The organism is Niastella sp. sgz303648, from assembly GCF_059587045.1.
The window spans coordinates 1-18,364 of the sequence record NZ_JCAPSW010000029.1 but is presented as its reverse complement, the minus strand read 5'-3'; the positions used below and the strand labels follow the sequence as shown (position 1 = coordinate 18,364).

Below are 18,364 nucleotides of genomic sequence, written 5' to 3'. Positions count from 1 at the left end.
GGCCTTTAAATGTAAAACTTGAAACAAACCATAAAATATCTCACTACCCGTTTATACAAACCACTGCTGGTAAAATACCTGTCGGCCACACGCACATACACGTACAAAGGCATCAGGCTGGTAATACCACCAGCTGTTTTTCATCCGGGTTTTTTCTTCAGCACGCGTTTATTGTTGCGGTACGTTTCAACCCTTGCTTTAAAAAATAAATTATTTCTTGAACCGGGGGCCGGCAGCGGATTGATTTCATTATACGCAGCAAGGCAGGGCGCTGTTGCTACGGCAACCGACATCAACCCTGTGGCTGTTCAGTTCCTCGAAAAAAACCGGTACATCAACCGGTTGAACTTACATATCATTCATTCTGATTTATTCGAGCACATTCCACAACAGGCATATGATATCATTGCCATCAATCCGCCTTACTATAAAAAGCAACCGCGTACAGCGGCCGAATATGCCTGGTATTGCGGTAAGCAGGGCGAATATTTTCAGCAATTGTTCAGCGGGTTACATAAATACATGCATCCTCAATCGGTGGTATTAATGGTTCTGTGCGATGGATGCGATGTGCAAATGATAAAAGATATCGCGTTACAAAATGGCTTTCATTTAAACTGTGTGCAAACAAAAACAAACTGGGTAGAAACAAATTTCATTTTTCAAATCGTGAATGGTGAATGGTCAATGGTCAATAAGTAAACAACTCGCAATTGACTACTCTCTATTCACCATTCACCATTGACCATTGACTAACATGATCATCGACCAACTATACCACACCTTTCTGCGCTACCGCACCTTGCAAACCCATGTTATCAGGGCTTTGCCGGTGGTGATATTAATGCCGCACAGTGCCTGCAATTGCCGTTGCGTTATGTGCGACATATGGAAGGATAATAAAAACCTGAAACAGCTTACCGAACAAGACATTCGCGGCTTACTAAGCACCTTCAAAAAATTCGGTACAAAGCAGGTAGTGTTATCGGGCGGTGAAGCATTGCTGAACCCTAACTTTTTCAGGTTTTGCGAAATACTGCAAAAAGAAAATATAGCCGTTACCTTATTGTCGACCGGTTTATCGATCGAAAAAAAAGCGGAGCAATTAGTGGAATGTGTTAATGAAATTATTGTTTCGCTCGATGGTGATGAAGTGCTGCACGACAACATACGCCAGATACCCGGCGCCTTTCAAAAATTGCGGCAGGGTGTGCAGCATATTAAATCTATCGATCCAACATATCGCATTACGGCACGCACGGTCATTCACCGGTTGAACTTCAGGCACTGGATAGCCATCGTAAACAGCGCTATGGAAATGGGGTTAGATCAGATCAGCTTTTTACCGGCCGATGTAAGCAGTCATGCTTTTAACCGGGCCGAATTATGGAACACCGAACGGCAGCAAAGTGTATTGATACATGAAGATGAGTTGCCCGAATTTCAATCGGTGGTTGATGAACTGATCCGTTATCACCATCCGGCTTTTGATCAGCATTTTATTGCCGAGAGCCCCGAAAAGCTGCAAAAAATATACGCCTACTATGCGGCCTTTTATGGAAAGAACCCATTCCCGTATAAAAAATGCAATGCGCCGTGGGTATCAACTGTAATCGAGGCCGATGGAACAGTGCGTCCCTGTTTTTTTCATGAGGCTTTGGGCAACATCAGGCAACAGAATCTGGAAGCGATTATTAACAGCGAATCAGCTATTGCATTCAGAAAGAATCTGAACATCGATACCAACAGCACCTGTGTAAAGTGCGTGTGCTATTTGAATTTGTCACCAAGATCGAATTTGAAAATTTGAAAATGTATCAATTTGAAAATGTCTGCCATTTTCGAATTTCGTTTTCAAATTATCAAATTATCAAATTAGACAATGAACAACACGATCCTTTTCTCGCATTCCTACTTCCTGCGTTTCGACCCCAAGCAATGGGCAACGGCACAGCCGTATCCTCCCCTGGGTACCCTGTATGCAGCCGCCCTGATGCGCGAGAACGGATACACCGTTTCATTATTCGATAACATGTTTTCGGTCAGCGCCCATGATGTACAGAACGACCTGAATAAGCAACCCGATTTTTTTGTGTTGTACGATGATGGTTTCAACTACCTTACCAAAATGTGCCTTACCAATATGCGCGAAGCCGCATTTACCATGATAAAGCTGGCAAAGGCAAAAGGTTGTACGGTAATTGTATCGAGCTCCGACAGCACCGACCATTATGAACAATATTGCCGCGAAGGAGCCGATTTTGTGTTGCTGGGCGAAGCCGAAATAACATTACTCGAAGTAATAAATGCCATTAAAAATAATCAAACCGATTTTCTGTCTGTACAGGGCCTTGCCTATATTCAAAATGATGCGGTGATAAAAACACCACGCCGAACGGTAATGAAAGACCTTGATGCCCTGCCATTACCGGCCTGGGACCTGATTGATATTACTCCGTATAAATCGATGTGGTTAAAAAGCTCAGGTTATTTTTCATTGAATATGGCTACCACACGCGGTTGTCCGTTTAAATGCAACTGGTGCGCCAAACCCATTTATGGCAACCGTTACAACAGCCGCTCGCCCGAAAAAGTGGTGCAGGAATTAAAACTTTTAAAAGAAAAATACCAGTTCGATCACATCTGGTTCAGCGACGATATATTTGGTTTGAAACCTGGATGGGTACACGCTTTTGCTGATTGCATCGAAAAAGAACAATTGCGCTTCCGTTTTAAGATACAGGCAAGGGCCGATCTGTTGCTGCAGGAAAACTATATAAAAGACCTTGCCCGGGCCGGTTGTCATAATATATGGATGGGCGCCGAAAGCGGTTCGCAAAAAATTCTCGATGCCATGGACAAAGGCACCACCGTTGAACAGATTTATACCGCCACATCGTTACTGAAAAAAAATGGCATCAACCCCTCTTTCTTTATACAGTTTGGTTATCCCGGCGAAACAAAGGATGATATTGCCAAAACCATTCGCATGATCAAAGACCTGTTGCCATACGAAATGGGTATTTCAGTTTCATATCCTTTACCCGGCACTGTTTTTTACGAACGGGTAAAAGCCGATCTGAAAGAAAAATCCAACTGGACCGATTCGGATGAACTGTTGCTGATGTTTAACAATACCTATCCGCCTGCATTTTATAAAAAACTGCATCGTTACGTTCATCATGAGTATCGCAAACAACAGGGATGGGTGGCTTTTTGCAAAGCAGTAAAAAACCCGTTTGCCGTTTCATGGGCAGAGTTGAAAAAAATAGTATCGGCCTGTTTGCATATGCCCTCATTATTTATTGAACGAATGCAGTTAAACCGGTATGCGCATGAATAAAACAGCCACCTTTGATGCACTGGCTCCGGCCTACGATACCAGCTTTACCGAAAGCTGTACCGGGCAGGCGCAACGTGTCATCAGCCGTAAATGGCTGCAGCCGCTGTTAAGCAGCAAAACCGGTTTGCAACTGCTCGAAATCAATTGCGGAACAGGCGCCGATGCGTTGTGGCTGGCCGAAATGGGGCATCATGTTACAGCCACCGATGCCTCGCCGGTGATGATCGATAAAGCAAAACGAAAAACAACGCTTCAAAATAATAACCCTTCATTTCAAACCTGTGCATTCGATACATTGCAAACAACTTTCACCAATCAGCAGTTCGATTGCATATTCTCAAATTTCGCCGGATTGAATTGCGTATCGCCTGATGATATGAAGGTACTGGCCAAACAATTTTATGCTTTATTACGGCCCGGAGGGTACCTGGCAGTGGTGTTGTTTGGAAAATACTGTTTGTGGGAAAGCCTGTATTATTTACTGAAAGCAAATCCAAAACAGGCCGGCAGAAGATGGACAAATAAAAAGGTAATGGTTCCTTTAACAGAATCGGTTACCCAGCCTGTTTATTATTATTCAATCAAAAAGTTTGTGCGCCTGCTGGCGCCGTTGCAACTGGTACAAACAAAACCGGTGGGCCTGTTTATTCCGCCTTCGTACCTCGAAGGTACGATGCAGCAGCATCCCCGTTTTTTTCGTTCGCTGGTTCAACTGGAAAACAGCCTCGGCAACGCATCGTTCCTGAGCGCCCTCGCCGATCATTCGTTCATTTTGTTAAAAAAAGAAGTCTTATGACAATCCTGTTAACACATGGTTACTTTATAGGTGAAGACGCAAAAGAACAGGCTATCATGCGCCCTTATGTGCCATTGGGCATTTTATATATTTCAGCTTACCTCGAAGAACATGGGTACGAGAACGAAGTATTCGACAGTACATTTTCTTCGTTCGATCTGTTGTGCAACCGGTTAATGGAGCAACGTCCGCAGGTGGTTGGCATTTATACCAACCTCATGACCAAGCTGAATGTATTACGCATCGTTCGTTTTATAAAAAGCAGAACCGAATTACAACATACCCGAATTGTATTAGGCGGTCCCGAAGTAAGAAATCATGCCATAAAATTCCTGGAACATGGAGCCGATTTTATTGTATCGGGCGAAGGTGAACAAACCATGTTCGAACTGGTACAGTGGATTGAAGGCGTATATACCGGTACGCTGACCGATATTGAAGGCATTTCATACATCGACCCCGAAAAAGGTTTTGTGCAAAACCGCGAGCGCACCAAACTAAAAAGCATCGATGTATTGCCTTTTCCCAATCGCTACAAAGTAAATCTGTCGTTGTATTTCGATGCCTGGAAAGGCAGGCATGGTACCAGCGCCATTTCAGTAAGCACTATGCGCGGATGCCCGTATAGCTGCAAATGGTGCAGTCGCGCAGTATACGGACAAAGCTACCGGCGCCGGAGCCCGGCAAAAGTGGCGGATGAAATTGCGTATATTAAAGAAAATTACGGGGTCGACAGCCTCTGGTTCGTTGATGATGTATTTACCGTAAGCCACCAGTGGTTAGAGAGCTTTACGCAGGAAGTTACCAGTCGCAACATTGTGATGCCTTATGAATGCATCACCCGGGCCGACAGAATGAATGAAGAAGTTATTATCAACCTGAAAAAAAGCGGCTGCTTCCGCGTATGGATAGGCGCCGAAAGCGGCTCCCAAAAGATCATCGATTTGATGGACAGACGTGTTGAGGTAGAACAGGTGCAGCAAATGATTCAGCTGGCACGCCGTCATGGTATACAGGCCGGCACTTTTATAATGGTAGGTTATCCCGGCGAAACAAGAGAAGATATTTATGCAACTGTACAGCATTTAAAAAATGCCGACCCCGATCTGTTTACGATCACAGTTGCCTATCCTATAAAAGGTACACCATTGTATGCTGAAGTGGAAGATCGTTTTGTAACCAATTTACCGTGGGAAAACAGCACCGACCGTGATATTGATTTCGTGCGCACCTACAACAGAAAGTATTACGACTATGCCATTCAGATGATCAATTATGAAGTGAGCTACCACAAGGCGCTCAAAAAACCCGTGGCCAATTTATTCAAACTACCGGTATTGAAGCTGCGTTCAACACTGGCCAAGGGGCATATGTGGGTGGAGCAAAGAAAGAAATAGAATATTGAATAACGAATGATGAATTTTGAATATCGAAAGAATGCCTTGCTTATTAAGATGGCTCTGCGAGACTTGTTCCGCCATGGCAGCTGTATTATTATGTGGCCTTCGGCCACTTTTTAGTTGCTAAAAGCAACAGAATATAACTTCGGGACTACAAGTCCCGAAGAGTAACCGGAACACGCCAGGTTTCGTCCCTCCGGGACTTTATTAAACCACGTCATTTTTCTACCTACATCTGGTGCCTAACGGCACTTAATACTTAATACTTATTACTTAATACCGGCTCTCTACTCTCCTCCGCCTGCATTATTTTTTTCTCAAACGCCTCCAAAACCTTCTTCTGAAAATATACAGGGTTCGGTTTTGAAAAATGTTTGTCGTTGTGCAATCCCATACGAATGCCGCTGTCATTTACCCGTTGTTGCTCTTCTTTATGCATCCAGCGTTTTGAAGTAATGCGCATCAGATAATTATCCAGCGCATCACCTAAACGGTTATTTAACATCCATTCCGTTGCTTTTTTAAACCACGATGAACGGCTTGCATAAACCGAATGCTTAGGGGCCGGCTGGTTGGGAAAATAGAAGGTTGTCCAGTTATTCTGTTCAAAAAATTTATCCATAGTGCCATTACCGCAAACCGGCAACAGGGTAATCAGTTCGGTAGCAGTAAAAATATTTTGTTCTTCAATGCGCAGCGCTTCTTCATCAATATAATAATTCATGCAGTACCAGTGCTGGTGCCCGGTAATAAAAGTAAATTTCTTAAACAGATGCATGAAGGTACGGGCAATCCACAACCGGTTTGACCGGGTGATTATAAAAAAATCGATATCGGTATTATGATCGGCAAAATTCTTTGAAAGCGATCCGGAGATGCCAATGCCGCGCACATAGGGAAACTGGTATAAAAACGAGCCTATTTTGTAAGCAGTTTCAATTAATGCAGCAGCCTTATTATTACCGGCCGTTCTTCGCTCACGCAATGCCACATCATTTTGCAATGAATAAAAATTGCCCAGTTTAAAAATACGCTTCGAACCGGCAAGCCGGTTTAATACGGAGGCCACATCATCAGGGTGCGATTGCTGGCCGAGAAAAAAATATATTTCTTCTTTCGTAAGCGGATAATTAAAGATGTCGAAATAAGCTAACACTTTAATTATACTTTGCTCCGGCGTTACATGCATGCAGAATGTATTGTGGTTATTAAAAAGCAACTGTTTAAATGTATTGGCCGTATTCTTTGTATAATAAATACTTGATAACCTTAAAAAAGGTTGCCTTTGTTGAAAAAGGTGGAAGATGAGCCACCCTTAAAAAGGGTGACTTACCTTTTTCACCACATTTGAAAGTGTGGCACAACTTGTGAACTTCTGTTTAAAGAAAAAACAAATAATGAGCGAAACAGCACTTACATTAAGAGTACCCGAACAGGAGCTATTCATTCGCAGCAAAACAACCAGCTGGCGACACTATGTTGATAACAAAAAATACTATTTCATTGCCAAACGTATAATGGATTTACTGATAGCGAGCTTAGTTATACTTCTAATATTAAGCTGGTTATTGCCTGTGTTGGCTCTGCTGATAAAGTGTACGTCGAAGGGGCCGGTTTTCTTTTTACAAAAACGTACCGGCCGCGGAGGTAAATCGTTTATCTGCTACAAATTGCGAACAATGGCTTATAACCCGGTAACCCCTTTTAAACGGGCAACCAATGAACAACCCATTACCCGGCTGGGGCGTTTTTTGCGGGAATCGAACCTCGATGAACTGCCCCAGTTTTTTAATGTACTGGCAGGATCCATGAGTGTCGTTGGCCCCCGCCCCCATATGCATGTCGACTGTAATGCTTTTTCGCGGCTCATTCCCCAATACAAATTCCGCAACCTGGTAAAGCCGGGCATTACCGGACTGGCGCAGGTAAAAGGCTACCACGGAAAAATCGTTAACCACGAATGCATATATAAAAGGTATGAATGGGATGCCTTTTATGTTAAGCATGCCGGTTTGTGGTTAGACTTAAAAATTATGACCCAAACCGCCATCCAGCGCATCGGTATTATAATAAGGTATAACGCTCAAAAAGAAAAGGGAGAACCACCCAGGTACGTGAAGTCAGAAGTATGAAGTCGGAAGTCGGAAGATGTCGCAGTTTAAAATTGCTGAGAATAATCGAACAACGGGTTTTTCTGACTTCGTACCCCCGGGCAATAAAATAGCCCTGTTAAGCTAACTCTTCGGGCATCAGACTTCTGACTTCGTACCCCCGAACAATATTCATTTTCACACGTTTATAGTAAATTTGAAGTAAATTTTATAACTCAGGGGTTGCTTTTCAGGAACATGGAGTATGTTTTTGGCATTTTTTTGCATTTACCTTACCCTATTTGCCTGATAATCCCTACCTTTGCAAACTCTTTAAAAGGGTAGTTCATGAACAGCCGACGGAATTACGATATTGCTTTTGTAGGGTTGAAACCGGGCACTCATGAGTTTGAATATACGATCGACGATAAGTTCTTTATAGAATACCAGGAGCAGGATTTCCGCCAATGCACAGCACAGGTTAAACTGATGCTTGAAAAGCAAAACGGCTTTATGCTGCTGAGGTTCGAGATCGGTGGCAAACTGGAGGTAACCTGCGACCGCTGCGGCAACAACCTGCCGCTTGAATTGTGGGACGAGTTCAACATCGTGGTTAAAATGGTAGACGAACCCGACGTAATGAACGAGCAGGAAGAAGACCCGGATGTGTACTACATTTCAAAAGGCGAAAGCCATTTGCACATTGCAGACTGGATCTATGAGTTTATTAACCTGAGCATTCCCATGCAAAGGATGTGTTCGGAAGAGGAGATGGGTGGCCCGCATTGCAACAAAGAAGTGCTGGACATGCTGAAGAAACTGGAAGAACAAAAAAACCCATCCAACAACCCTTTGTGGAAAGGATTGGAGAAATTTAAAGATCTGGAAGACAGCTGATTTTTTAAGCAGTTTATAAATTTGAGCGTATGCCGAATCCAAAAAGAAGACATTCCCAACAGAGGGGTGCTAAAAGAAGAACACATTACAAGGCTGAAAAAGTTACTTTGAGCAAAGACAGCACTACGGGTGAAACACACGTGCGTCATCGCGCTCACGTAAGTGAAGGTAAATTGTATTATAAAGGAAAAGTATTATCTGAAAAAGCTTAATCAACCGTAAGCCTCTTTTTGTATAATATACTTCTTTTACAATAAGCCTATTGCCGGAAATGACTATCTGTTTAGACATGATGGGCGGAGACTTTGCACCACTCGAAGCAGTGAAAGGCATCCGCGATTACCTGACAGAAACGGACGATCCGGCTCTGTTATTTTTAGCCGGTGATGAAGCGCAGATCAATCCGTTACTGCAGCAATATCAGATACCGGCCGAAAAGGTGCGTGTTATACATGCCCCCCAGGTAATTGAATACAACGAATCTCCTACCAAAGCGTTGAAAGAAAAGCAGCAATCATCAATAGCTGTTGGCTTTCACCTGCTTGCAACCGGAAAAGTAGCCGCATTTATCAGTGCAGGTAACACCGGGGCCATGCTGGTGGGCGCCATGTACAGCATTAAACCCATTGAAGGCGTTCAGCGCCCTACTATTGCCACTATCATTCCCAAAGACAATGGCCTCACCGGCCTGTTGCTGGATGTAGGGTTGAATGCCGATTGCAAACCCGAACACCTGAACCAGTTCGCCATTTTAGGGTCGCTGTATGCACAGCACATCCTGGGCATCAATGATCCCCGGGTGGCCTTATTAAATATTGGCGAAGAAGAAGGTAAAGGCAATTTGCTGGCCCAGGCCGCCTATCCCCTGCTGAAAGAAAACAGCCTGATCAATTTTACGGGCAATGTTGAAGGAAGGGATATTTTGCTTGATAAAGCCGATGTTATGGTTTGCGACGGGTTTACCGGTAATGTGATCCTGAAACTGGCCGAATCATTATACGAAATCACCCACCGCAAAAACATAAAACACGAATACCTCGATCAGTTTAATTTTGAACTGTACGGCGGCACACCCGTGTTAGGAGTAGCCAAACCGGTGATCATTGGCCACGGCATTTCACATGCCAAAGCATTTTGTAATATGATTCACCTGGCCCAAAAAATGATCGCAGCCGACCTGCTGGGGAAAATGAAAGCAAGTTTCGATTCAAAATAATTCCACGAATACAGGTCCACCTTCGGTGGACTTTTTTTTGCCTCAGGTCGTCGCCTTCGGCGACTATATTTTGTCACAGATTGCACAGATTAACACAGATGAAAATATCATGCAAAGTCGCAAAGCCGCAAACATTTTCTTAGCGTACTTATAAATCGCGAAGCGATCAACTTTGTCCCGCCATGGCGGGATGCCTTTGCGAGAAATAAATTATCTTCCTCCCGGAAACAGTATCGCATGAAAGAGATCACCGGCTATCTAAAAAACTATATCGGCTCCCTGAATCGCACCGTTTTTCTGCTCACTACCCTGCTTGTTGCCATAGCCATTGTGCTCAATTATACTATAGGCATTGAACCCACCATTTTTGCCATTCATTCGTGGCCGCTGCGCATTGCAGGCTTCTTTTTACTATTCACCTTTATTTTTTCAGGCGCCTGGGCGCTGCAATTCCTTTTCGGAAAAAATATACCCGAAAACCGGTTCTTTTTTGTGCTGATGCTGGTTGCACCAGCCATCTTTGCGGCTAAAGTAACCTTCGACCAGGCGGCCTGGAGCATTACCCACCAGTTACCGGCCCCCTGGAGCCAATACTGGAACAAAGTGCTCGACTGGCCATTAAAATTCGTGCTGGTGCTTATACTGGTATCAGCCGTTTGGAAATTGGCACGCTTTCCCAAACCCGTGGCCGGTATACAGGCAACAGGTTTTAATATTCAACCTTATTTGTTGTTACTGTTGATGATGGTGCCGTTAATAGCATTCGCCGCCACCCGCAACGATTTTTTACACACCTATCCCAAGGTGCAACGCATTGATTTCATTGACCAGTATGTACGCAGTACCTTTCCCTGGAAATTGCTCTATGAGCTTTCCTATGGTATTGACTTTGTGACTATTGAGTTTTTCTTTCGCGGATTTTTAATACTCAGCTTCGCCCGGTACGCCGGTAAGGATGCAATTTTACCGGTAGCAGCTTTCTATTGCTCCATTCATTTTGGGAAACCCTTGTTTGAATGTATTACATCCTACTTTGGAGGTATTATATTGGGTACGGTGGTATATAATACGCGTAGTATCTGGGGTGGACTAATTGTGCATTTAGGCATTGCCTGGCTCATGGAACTGGCAGGCTACCTGGGGCATGTGTACAAAGGGATTTGATACACAGCAAATTATAACATTACTGTATGTTTCTGCTTAAGATAGGCGCAGAAGGGATATTCACGTGCAATGGCATTTAAGCGGGCCACTGTTTCTTCACTGGGAGGTGTTACAAATGCTTTTTCCTGTAAGAGTTTTTCCGCTGCTTTTACGTTTTCGAAAGTACGAGTTGTGCTGATGGTTGTTGTAGATACTTTAAATCTTGTCTTTTTCATGCGCCAAATTTTACGGTGTGTTGAATAAATGTGTTGATACAGCTTTTCATCGGTTACGTTCGCTACGTAAATCAGACAGTTTATTCATGTGGCAAGAAAAGAGACGTTATTTCTATGGCAAGCGGAAAAATGGAGAGAGGGTACCGGAACAAAAATGAACTGTATCAAAGTTAACCCAAAAAATTATAGGAGGAAAGTGTTTAACAAAAAAATTAGAGATAATTCTTGCAAAATGGTATTTGCATTCAAAAAAGTGAAGATATTTTTATTTATAATGCTTTTATCGCAAAAGCATGTGCCAATGAAGGGAATCATCAGCGAAATAACGGGGCATCAGGGAAATAAGCACAAAGGATCATTCACCTTGTGAGAAATATACAGGGTGGCAACAAGAAAATGAATGCAACGAACTACAAAGGATCATTCACTTTATGTTTGTAGTACACGCAAAAGGGATATTCCCGCCCAATCTGATTCAGCTGGTTTACTTTTTCAGCAGAAGGCTGAGGCGTGCTGCCCGGTCTGGGGTCAGCTTGCTTTTTTGTTTGCGTGTGTTTTAAATGGCGCGGGAGCGTCTTCGTTATCAGAGGCAATTCCAGGGATGAGGGAGAATACATGGTTGCCGATGATTTCTTCATACAATTAACTTTTAATGGTGATCAGACGGTGTGGTGGTTGCAAAAGAGTACGGTGATTTTCCTCAGAGCTACATACCAAACATCATAAACATTAAAAAGTTCAAATTGCTACTAATGGGTAGAATTTAATGGTGCATACAAATTTCAATCATTCGGCCCGAATACTGCAGTTATAAAAGTTATGAAAAAATTAAATCATTTTCAGATAAAAACCAAAAATACTTAAGCACACTACCCGTAAGGCTTACACTAAGATGCGCGTTGGAATATTTACAGCTGCTTCAAAACAAAACGCCGGATGATGTGTTGATGATCATCCGGCGTTTTGAATATTTTAGTAACACACTTTTATTACGTCATACACTTCGACTTCGCTCAGTGTGTTCAGGGTCATCCTTCGACTACGCTCAGGATGTTGTTTGAGGCATCGTTCGATCCTTCGACTACGCTCAGGACGCTTACGATTTCACAGTCGTCCTTCGACTACGCTCAGGACTACGCTCAGGACGTTTAATCAGCTGCCTGCAGTACACTAACACCAAGGTTATTATTTCCTGTACCGCCCGGTATACCTTTAAGAAAAATCGTATAAGCATTGGCCGCATTCATGGTAACACTGCTCAGTTGCGAAATCACCGAATCAGTTCCTGCCTTTTTTATATAAATCGTGGGTGATCCCGGTGTTTGCTGAGTAAACTGGTTGTAAAAATAACTATTCGTATTATCGGCATACTGACGGCCCGACTGAATGAGTGTATTATCGAAATAAAGATCAACACTGCCAATATCAGGACTCATATGAAAAAATCTGAAATATGCCTTATCGGTTGTAAGAATCGAAAAATCATCTTCAATACGAACGGCACTTGCATGTGTGGAGTCGGTATTATATAACAATAAGGTGTAATATTTCAATGAATCGTAGATATCAGCCGTAAGACTGGCCACCACACTATCGGAACCCGATTTTTTGAAAGTAACAGAAAATATAGCGGGGTCAAGCGACGTATAGGATGAAGAAACCGAACCTGAATTGATGGTTGAGGAAGCCTTGGTCGTATTGAAATAAATTTCAACCGCCGGAGCCCTGGGCGCCAGGTGCATTACAGAAAGATAGGTTTTAGGTGTAGCCGGTGTGTTTTGAGCATCCTTCAAACAACCGGTTAACAAAGTGATAAGGAAAGCCAGTGTGCCTGCAGCTAAAAATACATTTTTTCTTACTTGCACAGTTTTCATCTTAAGTGTTTTAGTTTATAATTAAGGCCGTTTGCTAAACCGGGCACCACGAATGTACACCCGGTTGATTGCCTGTACTATTTATTACGAAAATTCTACCCTTTGACGTTTGTTTTACCCCAAAATTTTGGGGTTTTGCAAAAATTATCCGTATCAGACCTGCAAAATAGCATTTAGTTTATCCGGATAATGAATTTCCACCTCTTATGACAAATATCGCATTTTCAGCGTTGCATGTTTTATGCATTAAAACCTTATAAATGAAGCAAAAAAGAGCCCCGCTTTTTTGGCGGGGCTCGCGGTATGTAAACAGAGAATCCTTCGATCCTTCGACGACGCTCAGGACGCTCAGGATCAGAAAAATATTATCCGTTCCGGCGCCAGCCTCCTCCATGGCCATGCCCATGATCACCGCCCCCGCCCTGCTGTTGAGGAGCCGCCTGTTGGGGTTGTTGTTGCGGTTGTTGCTGTTGCCCCCTGCCGCCTGGATTGCCGCCGCCGCCAAACCGTTCAGGCCGGTTATTTGGTTCGGGCCGGCGCTGCTCCATTTGTTGTTGCCTTCCACGCATCATTTGTTCCTGTTGCTGTTGTTGTTGCCGTCTTTGTTCAAATTCGCGGGCATTATTGGCTTCGGCGTTTCGCTGACGCATCATTTGTTCCTGTTGTTGCCGTCTTTGCTCAAATTCGCGGGCATTATTGGCTTCGGCATTTCGTTGACGCATCATTTGTTCCTGCTGTTGCCGCCTTTGCTCAAATTCACGGGCGTTATTGGCTTCGGCATTTCGCTGACGCATCATTTGTTCCTGCTGTTGCCGTCTTTGCTCAAATATCCGGGCATTATTGGCGTCGCCATTTCTTTGCTGCATCATCTGTTGCTGTTGTTGCCGCCGTTGCTCAAATTCACGGGCGTTATTGGCTTCGGCATTTCGTCCCGCGCGTTCGCGGGACATTTGTTCCTGTTGTTGCCGTCTTTGTTCAAAAATCCCGCGCTCACGCGGGGCATTATTGGCGTCGCCATTTCTTTGCTGCATCATCCGTTCCTGCTGCTGACGCCTTTCATCAAATCCACCACGTTCACGGGGATCATTGGTTCCCCGGCCCCGGTCGCGATTCATCATTTCGGCTCTTCTGTCTCCGGCTTCAGGGCTTCTGTTGCCTCCGCGCATGTTTCCATTATCGAACCTGCGGTTGCGGTCATTACCGGCTACATTGCCTCGCTGGTCGCGGTTAAATTGTTGCACCCTTTCAGGAGCAAAGCGCCTGTTTTCGCGATTTACCTGCGGACGGTAAATAGCCAGTTCATTATTCCTGAATTCGGCACGACCCGGTCGTGATGAAGCGCGAACCATTACCGGTCGTACCGGTTCTCTTGTAAACCGTTCAACCTCTCTGCGGCCCGGACCACCGGTCACAAACACATTGCGTTCGTGATGATAATTATTGATAATAGTGGTGTTGTGGATGATGGTCGTATTACGTTGTACGCCCACACAATAATCATATACCCGTGGCGAAGCAATATAGGAGCGGTTTACAAAGCACCAGTAGTTTGAAGGCGGAGAATAATGTCCGAACCCAACATTCACACTGACGCTAAACTGCGGACCGAGCGGCGCCCATCCGTAATAATCGCCACCGGTGCGCCAGCAAACCCAGGCAGGCGACCATTCATAACCAGGCACCCACAGCCAGCCATAATATTCATCATAAAACCACCGGCCGTAATGGAAAGGCGCCCAGCCCCACGAATAATTCGAAACCCAGGTCCAACCGTAATCTTCGGCCCAAACCCAATGGCCGTTGGTACTATAAGGTCTGAAGCCGGGACCCATATCGGGATGCCAAACATATCCGTAATCAGGATATTCGATCCAGTATCCGTAAGGTTCCAGTTCGTCGTAAAAAGTTTGATACGACACCTGCACCGACACCTGTGCCGCTGCTCTATTCTGCGCCGCACCGAATAGTAATAAAACTATTACAAGTGAGCTGATAGTAGTTAATCGTTTCATTTAGATAAATTTTTAAGTTAAGAGCACCATTCTCATTTTCACTTCTTCTTTTCTTTTGGCTCTTAACCTATTAGCTTCGATTACTATGCCAGCCCCGGCCTGTCAAAACATTTTAATAATACTTTATGTGAAGGTTAGTATAAAGTGAAAATGGGATGCAACCAATACCAAATTTTGGGATTTGGGGATTTATAAAAAGGATCAAAACAAAAGAAATCTCAAAATCAAAAAATCAAAAAATCAGAAATTCATTAAATGAAACAGGTTTCAGATGATCGGGAATTTCTTCCCAAAAACCTGAAACCTGTAACTATTGTAAGGGTATGTAATTATATACGTTGTAGCCGCGCCTAATTATTATAACTAAAGGCCTTATGCATGGCGATGCTGAGTGAAGCAGGCTTCATAGCCGGAACAATAATACGGCGAATGGTAAATAAAGGGAACTCCTGATCGCGTTTGTCGTATAGCGTAAAGGCAGCGATCATTCCGCGTTTTTTCAGTTCGGGTATCGCTTCGTGGTTCCACAATCCGAAAGGATATGCAAAGTATTTGATGGGTTTACCGGTAATGGTTTCGAGTAGTTTGGTTGGTTTTTCTATCTGAATTTCCCAATCCTTGCCCTGGTATTTTTTAACATTATGATGGTCCCAGGTATGCGATGCAATGCAATTGCCTTTATCGCTCAGATCTTTAACCTGGTCTTTGCTCATGTAGTGCGGACGGCCCAATGAAACAGTCATAACAAAAAACACGCCCTTAAAACCATATTTTTCCATTTCGGGCAAAGCCACTGTATATTGATCCAGATCGGTATCGTCGAAAGTAAGCATCACCGGTTTCGAAGGCAATGCAGTTCCTTTATTCAGGTAAGCATACAGCTGATCGGGTAAAATGGTATGATAACCGCTATCGGCCAGCATTTTTATTTGATCGTGAAAAGCAGCAGGTGGTACAATGTAATCCTTTGCTGTTTTTGAATCGGTAGGCCGCCAGTCGCGAATCTGGTGATAACACAAAATAGGCACTTCGGGCTTCTTTAAAATCGAAGCTGCATCAGCTACTTCAACGGGATCGGTAGAAATTGTTTGGGCAGAAGATTTATTATCGCCGGAAGCTACTTTTCCGGGTAATTCAGCAGCAGGGGCATTAACATGGCCTGCCTTTACATTTGGATTTTCATGGCAATTGGCTGCCATAAAGCAAAAAAAGGCTATCACTAAAATAGCGATCAACTCTGGCTTGGAGCGAAATGTATGTGTCTTCATAGAACGCAGCAAACTTACGTAAAATAGGCATTGCATAAACGGATAAAACCGTTGTTTTGTTGTAAAATGTACTACATAGCATCATTTTTTTTGCACATCCTGTACATTGCAACCGAATTTACGGTTTTTACGATTTAGGTTGCTTAAAATACTATTTGATTGTTTGATGGTTGGATGGTTTGATTGTTAACGTTCAACTTTATAAAGGATTCCCTGTATTTAACAGGTCGAAATCAGAGAGCAACAATTAATCAGATATTCAAAGCCTCAACAGCCCAACAATAAAACAATCGAACCATCAAACAATATGGTAAAAGACTATTATAAAATACTTGAAGTACCCCCTTCCGCTACCCTGCCCGAAATTAAAAAGTCGTTCAGGCGGTTGGCGCAGCAATACCATCCCGATAAAAATGCCGGCAGTAACCTGGCCGATGCCCATTTCAGAGAAATACAGGAAGCCTATAAAATCTTATCCGACCCCAAACAACGCGAAGCATACAATTATAAACGCTGGTATTTACGCAGTACTGGCCAGTCGTATTATAAACCGGCATTAACACCTGCAGCTATACTCGAAGCATGCAACATATTACAACAGTACATAACATCCATGAACGTATTTCATGTGAGTTATGATGCAGTAAGCACACATATAAAAGAGTTACTTACTACCAATGCCATTGGCATTTTGCACGAACATAACGACACAAACTTTAACCGGGCAATTATTCTAAAACTATTACAGTCGGCCCGGCCCCTGCCCCGGCGGTATTTTTTACCTGTAACCGAACTGCTGTTGCAGGTAGCCGGCAATGACCACGAAGCACAAACGATGATTGAACAGGCGCTGCAACAACAAATGCAACGACACACCTGGGATAAATACAAATGGGTGGTGATGCTGGTAATTACCGCGCTAATTTGCTGGTTGATTTACCGGTATGGGCAATAATTTGTTTGTGGTTTATGGTTTATAGCTTGTGGTTGCTGCCGCGATTTGAACATTCTCAGTAAATTAAACACCTGAACAGTTCAACAGGTCCAATACTACAGGGCAGGATTCACCGAAAGAACCACAAACCACAAACTACAAACCTCAAACAGATCCAAAGAACCTCAAACTTCAAACAAACACATTTGGTATCTTCATCCAAACAAACTACAGCATGAAAAAATACCTGTTGTTTTCTGCATTTTTCGGTTGCAACTTTTTACTGGCACAAACCGATAGCAGCAAAGCATACACTAAACCAACAACCCCCGTTTTTATTACACATGTAAATGTTGTTAATGTAATCACCCAAAAAACAGATGCCGATCAAACAGTAGTCATAAACGGCGATCGTATTACTACCGTAGCGCCTGCAAAAAAGGTTAAAATTCCGCCAAACAGCACCATCATCGACGGAACCGGCAAATACCTGATGCCTGGTTTAACAGATGCACATATTCATTTTTTTCAAAGCGGTGGTTTATACACCCGGCCCGATGCATTAAATTTAACCAATGTGTACCCATATGAAAAAGATCAGCAATGGATAAAAGATAACCGGGCCGATCTGATGGCCCGCTACCTGGCCTGTGGTATAACAACCGTAATTGATGTAGGCGGCCCTATGAGCAATTATGCCATACGCAGTGAGCTCGATACTACTATTGTTGCCCCCCATGCCCTGGTAACCGGTCCGCTCGTTTCAACTTTCCTGCCGCCCAATCTCGATAAAAACGATCCTCCGATCGTTAAAGTCACCAATGAACAGGAAGCAAGGGACCTGGTAAAAAAACAACTGCCTTACAAACCCGATTTTATAAAGATCTGGTACATCGTTTTGGGCAATCAGAAACCCGAAGCCAACCTGCCCATCGTAAAAGCGGCTATTGATGAAAGTCATGCCAACGGCCTGAAAGTGTGCGTTCATGCCACTCAATACCAAACGGCCAAACTGGCCGTTGAAGCCGGCGCCGATATTCTGGTGCATAGTGTAGATGATAAAATACTCGATGCCGACATGTTGCAACTGATGAAAAACAAAAAAGTGGTGTAGTAGCTTTACGTACACACCCACAAACATTGAGTTTTTCAGGA

Annotated in this window: 19 protein-coding genes; 13 read left to right on the top strand and 6 right to left on the bottom strand. The window is 43.6% G+C overall.

Annotation, left to right across the window (positions count from 1 at the left end; all coding sequences use genetic code 11):
- Nucleotides 1–18: 18 nt before the first annotated feature.
- The 5 genes from AC59IL_RS37800 to AC59IL_RS37780 all read left to right on the top strand — a co-directional run bounded on the left by AC59IL_RS37800 (nt 19) and on the right by AC59IL_RS37780 (nt 5,536).
- Nucleotides 19–702, top strand: coding sequence for a methyltransferase (locus AC59IL_RS37800; RefSeq protein ID WP_496557448.1), 684 nt, complete (start codon nt 19–21; stop codon nt 700–702).
- 55 nt (nt 703–757) lie between these two features.
- Nucleotides 758–1,810, top strand: a complete 1,053-nt coding sequence (locus AC59IL_RS37795; RefSeq protein WP_496557447.1) for a radical SAM protein — start codon at nt 758–760, stop codon at nt 1,808–1,810.
- 72 nt (nt 1,811–1,882) lie between these two features.
- Nucleotides 1,883–3,343 (top strand): B12-binding domain-containing radical SAM protein, encoded by a 1,461-nt coding sequence (locus tag AC59IL_RS37790; protein WP_496557446.1) that lies wholly within the window; start codon nt 1,883–1,885, stop codon nt 3,341–3,343.
- Nucleotides 3,336–4,139, top strand: a complete 804-nt coding sequence (locus tag AC59IL_RS37785) for a class I SAM-dependent methyltransferase (RefSeq protein WP_496557445.1) — start codon at nt 3,336–3,338, stop codon at nt 4,137–4,139. The genes AC59IL_RS37790 and AC59IL_RS37785 overlap by 8 nt, the downstream gene beginning before the upstream one ends.
- Nucleotides 4,136–5,536: a B12-binding domain-containing radical SAM protein gene (locus AC59IL_RS37780; protein ID WP_496557444.1), complete on the top strand. Its 1,401-nt coding sequence runs from the start codon at nt 4,136–4,138 to the stop codon at nt 5,534–5,536. Before AC59IL_RS37785 ends, AC59IL_RS37780 begins: the two co-directional genes overlap by 4 nt.
- Before the next feature lie 262 nt (nt 5,537–5,798).
- Here AC59IL_RS37780 and AC59IL_RS37775 read toward each other — a convergent pair whose 3' ends face one another.
- Entirely contained in the window at nt 5,799–6,728 is a 930-nt protein-coding gene (locus AC59IL_RS37775; protein ID WP_496557443.1) for a hypothetical protein, read from the bottom strand.
- Between the two features lie 208 nt (nt 6,729–6,936).
- Between AC59IL_RS37775 and AC59IL_RS37770 the strand changes: the two genes are divergently transcribed.
- The 5 genes from AC59IL_RS37770 to AC59IL_RS37750 all read left to right on the top strand — a co-directional run bounded on the left by AC59IL_RS37770 (nt 6,937) and on the right by AC59IL_RS37750 (nt 10,906).
- A complete protein-coding gene (locus tag AC59IL_RS37770; protein WP_496557442.1) occupies nt 6,937–7,671 on the top strand; it encodes a sugar transferase in 735 nt (244 codons plus the stop codon).
- 306 nt (nt 7,672–7,977) lie between these two features.
- On the top strand, nt 7,978–8,526 hold the full coding sequence (locus AC59IL_RS37765) for a YceD family protein (RefSeq protein WP_496557441.1): 549 nt from the start codon (nt 7,978–7,980) through the stop codon (nt 8,524–8,526).
- A gap of 29 nt (nt 8,527–8,555) precedes the next feature.
- Nucleotides 8,556–8,738 carry a 50S ribosomal protein L32 gene (rpmF, locus tag AC59IL_RS37760; RefSeq protein ID WP_496557440.1) on the top strand — a complete coding sequence of 61 codons (183 nt, stop codon included), beginning with the start codon at nt 8,556–8,558 and terminating at the stop codon, nt 8,736–8,738.
- 59 nt (nt 8,739–8,797) lie between these two features.
- Nucleotides 8,798–9,742, top strand: a complete 945-nt coding sequence (plsX, locus tag AC59IL_RS37755; protein WP_496557439.1) for a phosphate acyltransferase PlsX — start codon at nt 8,798–8,800, stop codon at nt 9,740–9,742.
- Between the two features lie 237 nt (nt 9,743–9,979).
- Complete coding sequence (locus AC59IL_RS37750; RefSeq protein ID WP_496557438.1) at nt 9,980–10,906, top strand: CPBP family intramembrane glutamic endopeptidase; 927 nt, start codon at nt 9,980–9,982, stop codon at nt 10,904–10,906.
- Between the two features lie 11 nt (nt 10,907–10,917).
- On the opposite strand, the gene AC59IL_RS37745 is transcribed toward AC59IL_RS37750, so the two are convergent.
- Nucleotides 10,918–11,121: a hypothetical protein gene (locus tag AC59IL_RS37745; protein ID WP_496557437.1), complete on the bottom strand. Its 204-nt coding sequence runs from the start codon at nt 11,119–11,121 to the stop codon at nt 10,918–10,920.
- 88 nt (nt 11,122–11,209) lie between these two features.
- Here AC59IL_RS37745 and AC59IL_RS37740 point away from each other — a divergent pair, with 88 nt between their 5' ends.
- Entirely contained in the window at nt 11,210–11,491 is a 282-nt protein-coding gene (locus AC59IL_RS37740) for a hypothetical protein (protein ID WP_496557436.1), read from the top strand.
- A 40-nt stretch (nt 11,492–11,531) separates the two neighbouring features.
- On the opposite strand, the gene AC59IL_RS37735 is transcribed toward AC59IL_RS37740, so the two are convergent.
- The 4 genes from AC59IL_RS37735 to AC59IL_RS37720 all read right to left on the bottom strand — a co-directional run bounded on the left by AC59IL_RS37735 (nt 11,532) and on the right by AC59IL_RS37720 (nt 16,275).
- A complete protein-coding gene (locus tag AC59IL_RS37735; RefSeq protein ID WP_496557435.1) occupies nt 11,532–11,759 on the bottom strand; it encodes a hypothetical protein in 228 nt (75 codons plus the stop codon).
- A gap of 510 nt (nt 11,760–12,269) precedes the next feature.
- On the bottom strand, nt 12,270–12,995 hold the full coding sequence (locus AC59IL_RS37730; protein WP_496557434.1) for a DUF4397 domain-containing protein: 726 nt from the start codon (nt 12,993–12,995) through the stop codon (nt 12,270–12,272).
- 365 nt (nt 12,996–13,360) lie between these two features.
- On the bottom strand, nt 13,361–15,007 hold the full coding sequence (locus AC59IL_RS37725) for a DUF6600 domain-containing protein (protein WP_496557433.1): 1,647 nt from the start codon (nt 15,005–15,007) through the stop codon (nt 13,361–13,363).
- A 350-nt stretch (nt 15,008–15,357) separates the two neighbouring features.
- Nucleotides 15,358–16,275: a polysaccharide deacetylase family protein gene (locus tag AC59IL_RS37720; protein WP_496557432.1), complete on the bottom strand. Its 918-nt coding sequence runs from the start codon at nt 16,273–16,275 to the stop codon at nt 15,358–15,360.
- Between the two features lie 307 nt (nt 16,276–16,582).
- Here AC59IL_RS37720 and AC59IL_RS37715 point away from each other — a divergent pair, with 307 nt between their 5' ends.
- Both AC59IL_RS37715 and AC59IL_RS37710 read left to right on the top strand, forming a co-directional pair.
- On the top strand, nt 16,583–17,230 hold the full coding sequence (locus tag AC59IL_RS37715) for a J domain-containing protein (RefSeq protein WP_496557431.1): 648 nt from the start codon (nt 16,583–16,585) through the stop codon (nt 17,228–17,230).
- A 214-nt stretch (nt 17,231–17,444) separates the two neighbouring features.
- A complete protein-coding gene (locus AC59IL_RS37710) occupies nt 17,445–18,323 on the top strand; it encodes an amidohydrolase family protein (protein WP_496557430.1) in 879 nt (292 codons plus the stop codon).
- The last annotated feature ends 41 nt before the right edge of the window (nt 18,324–18,364 follow it).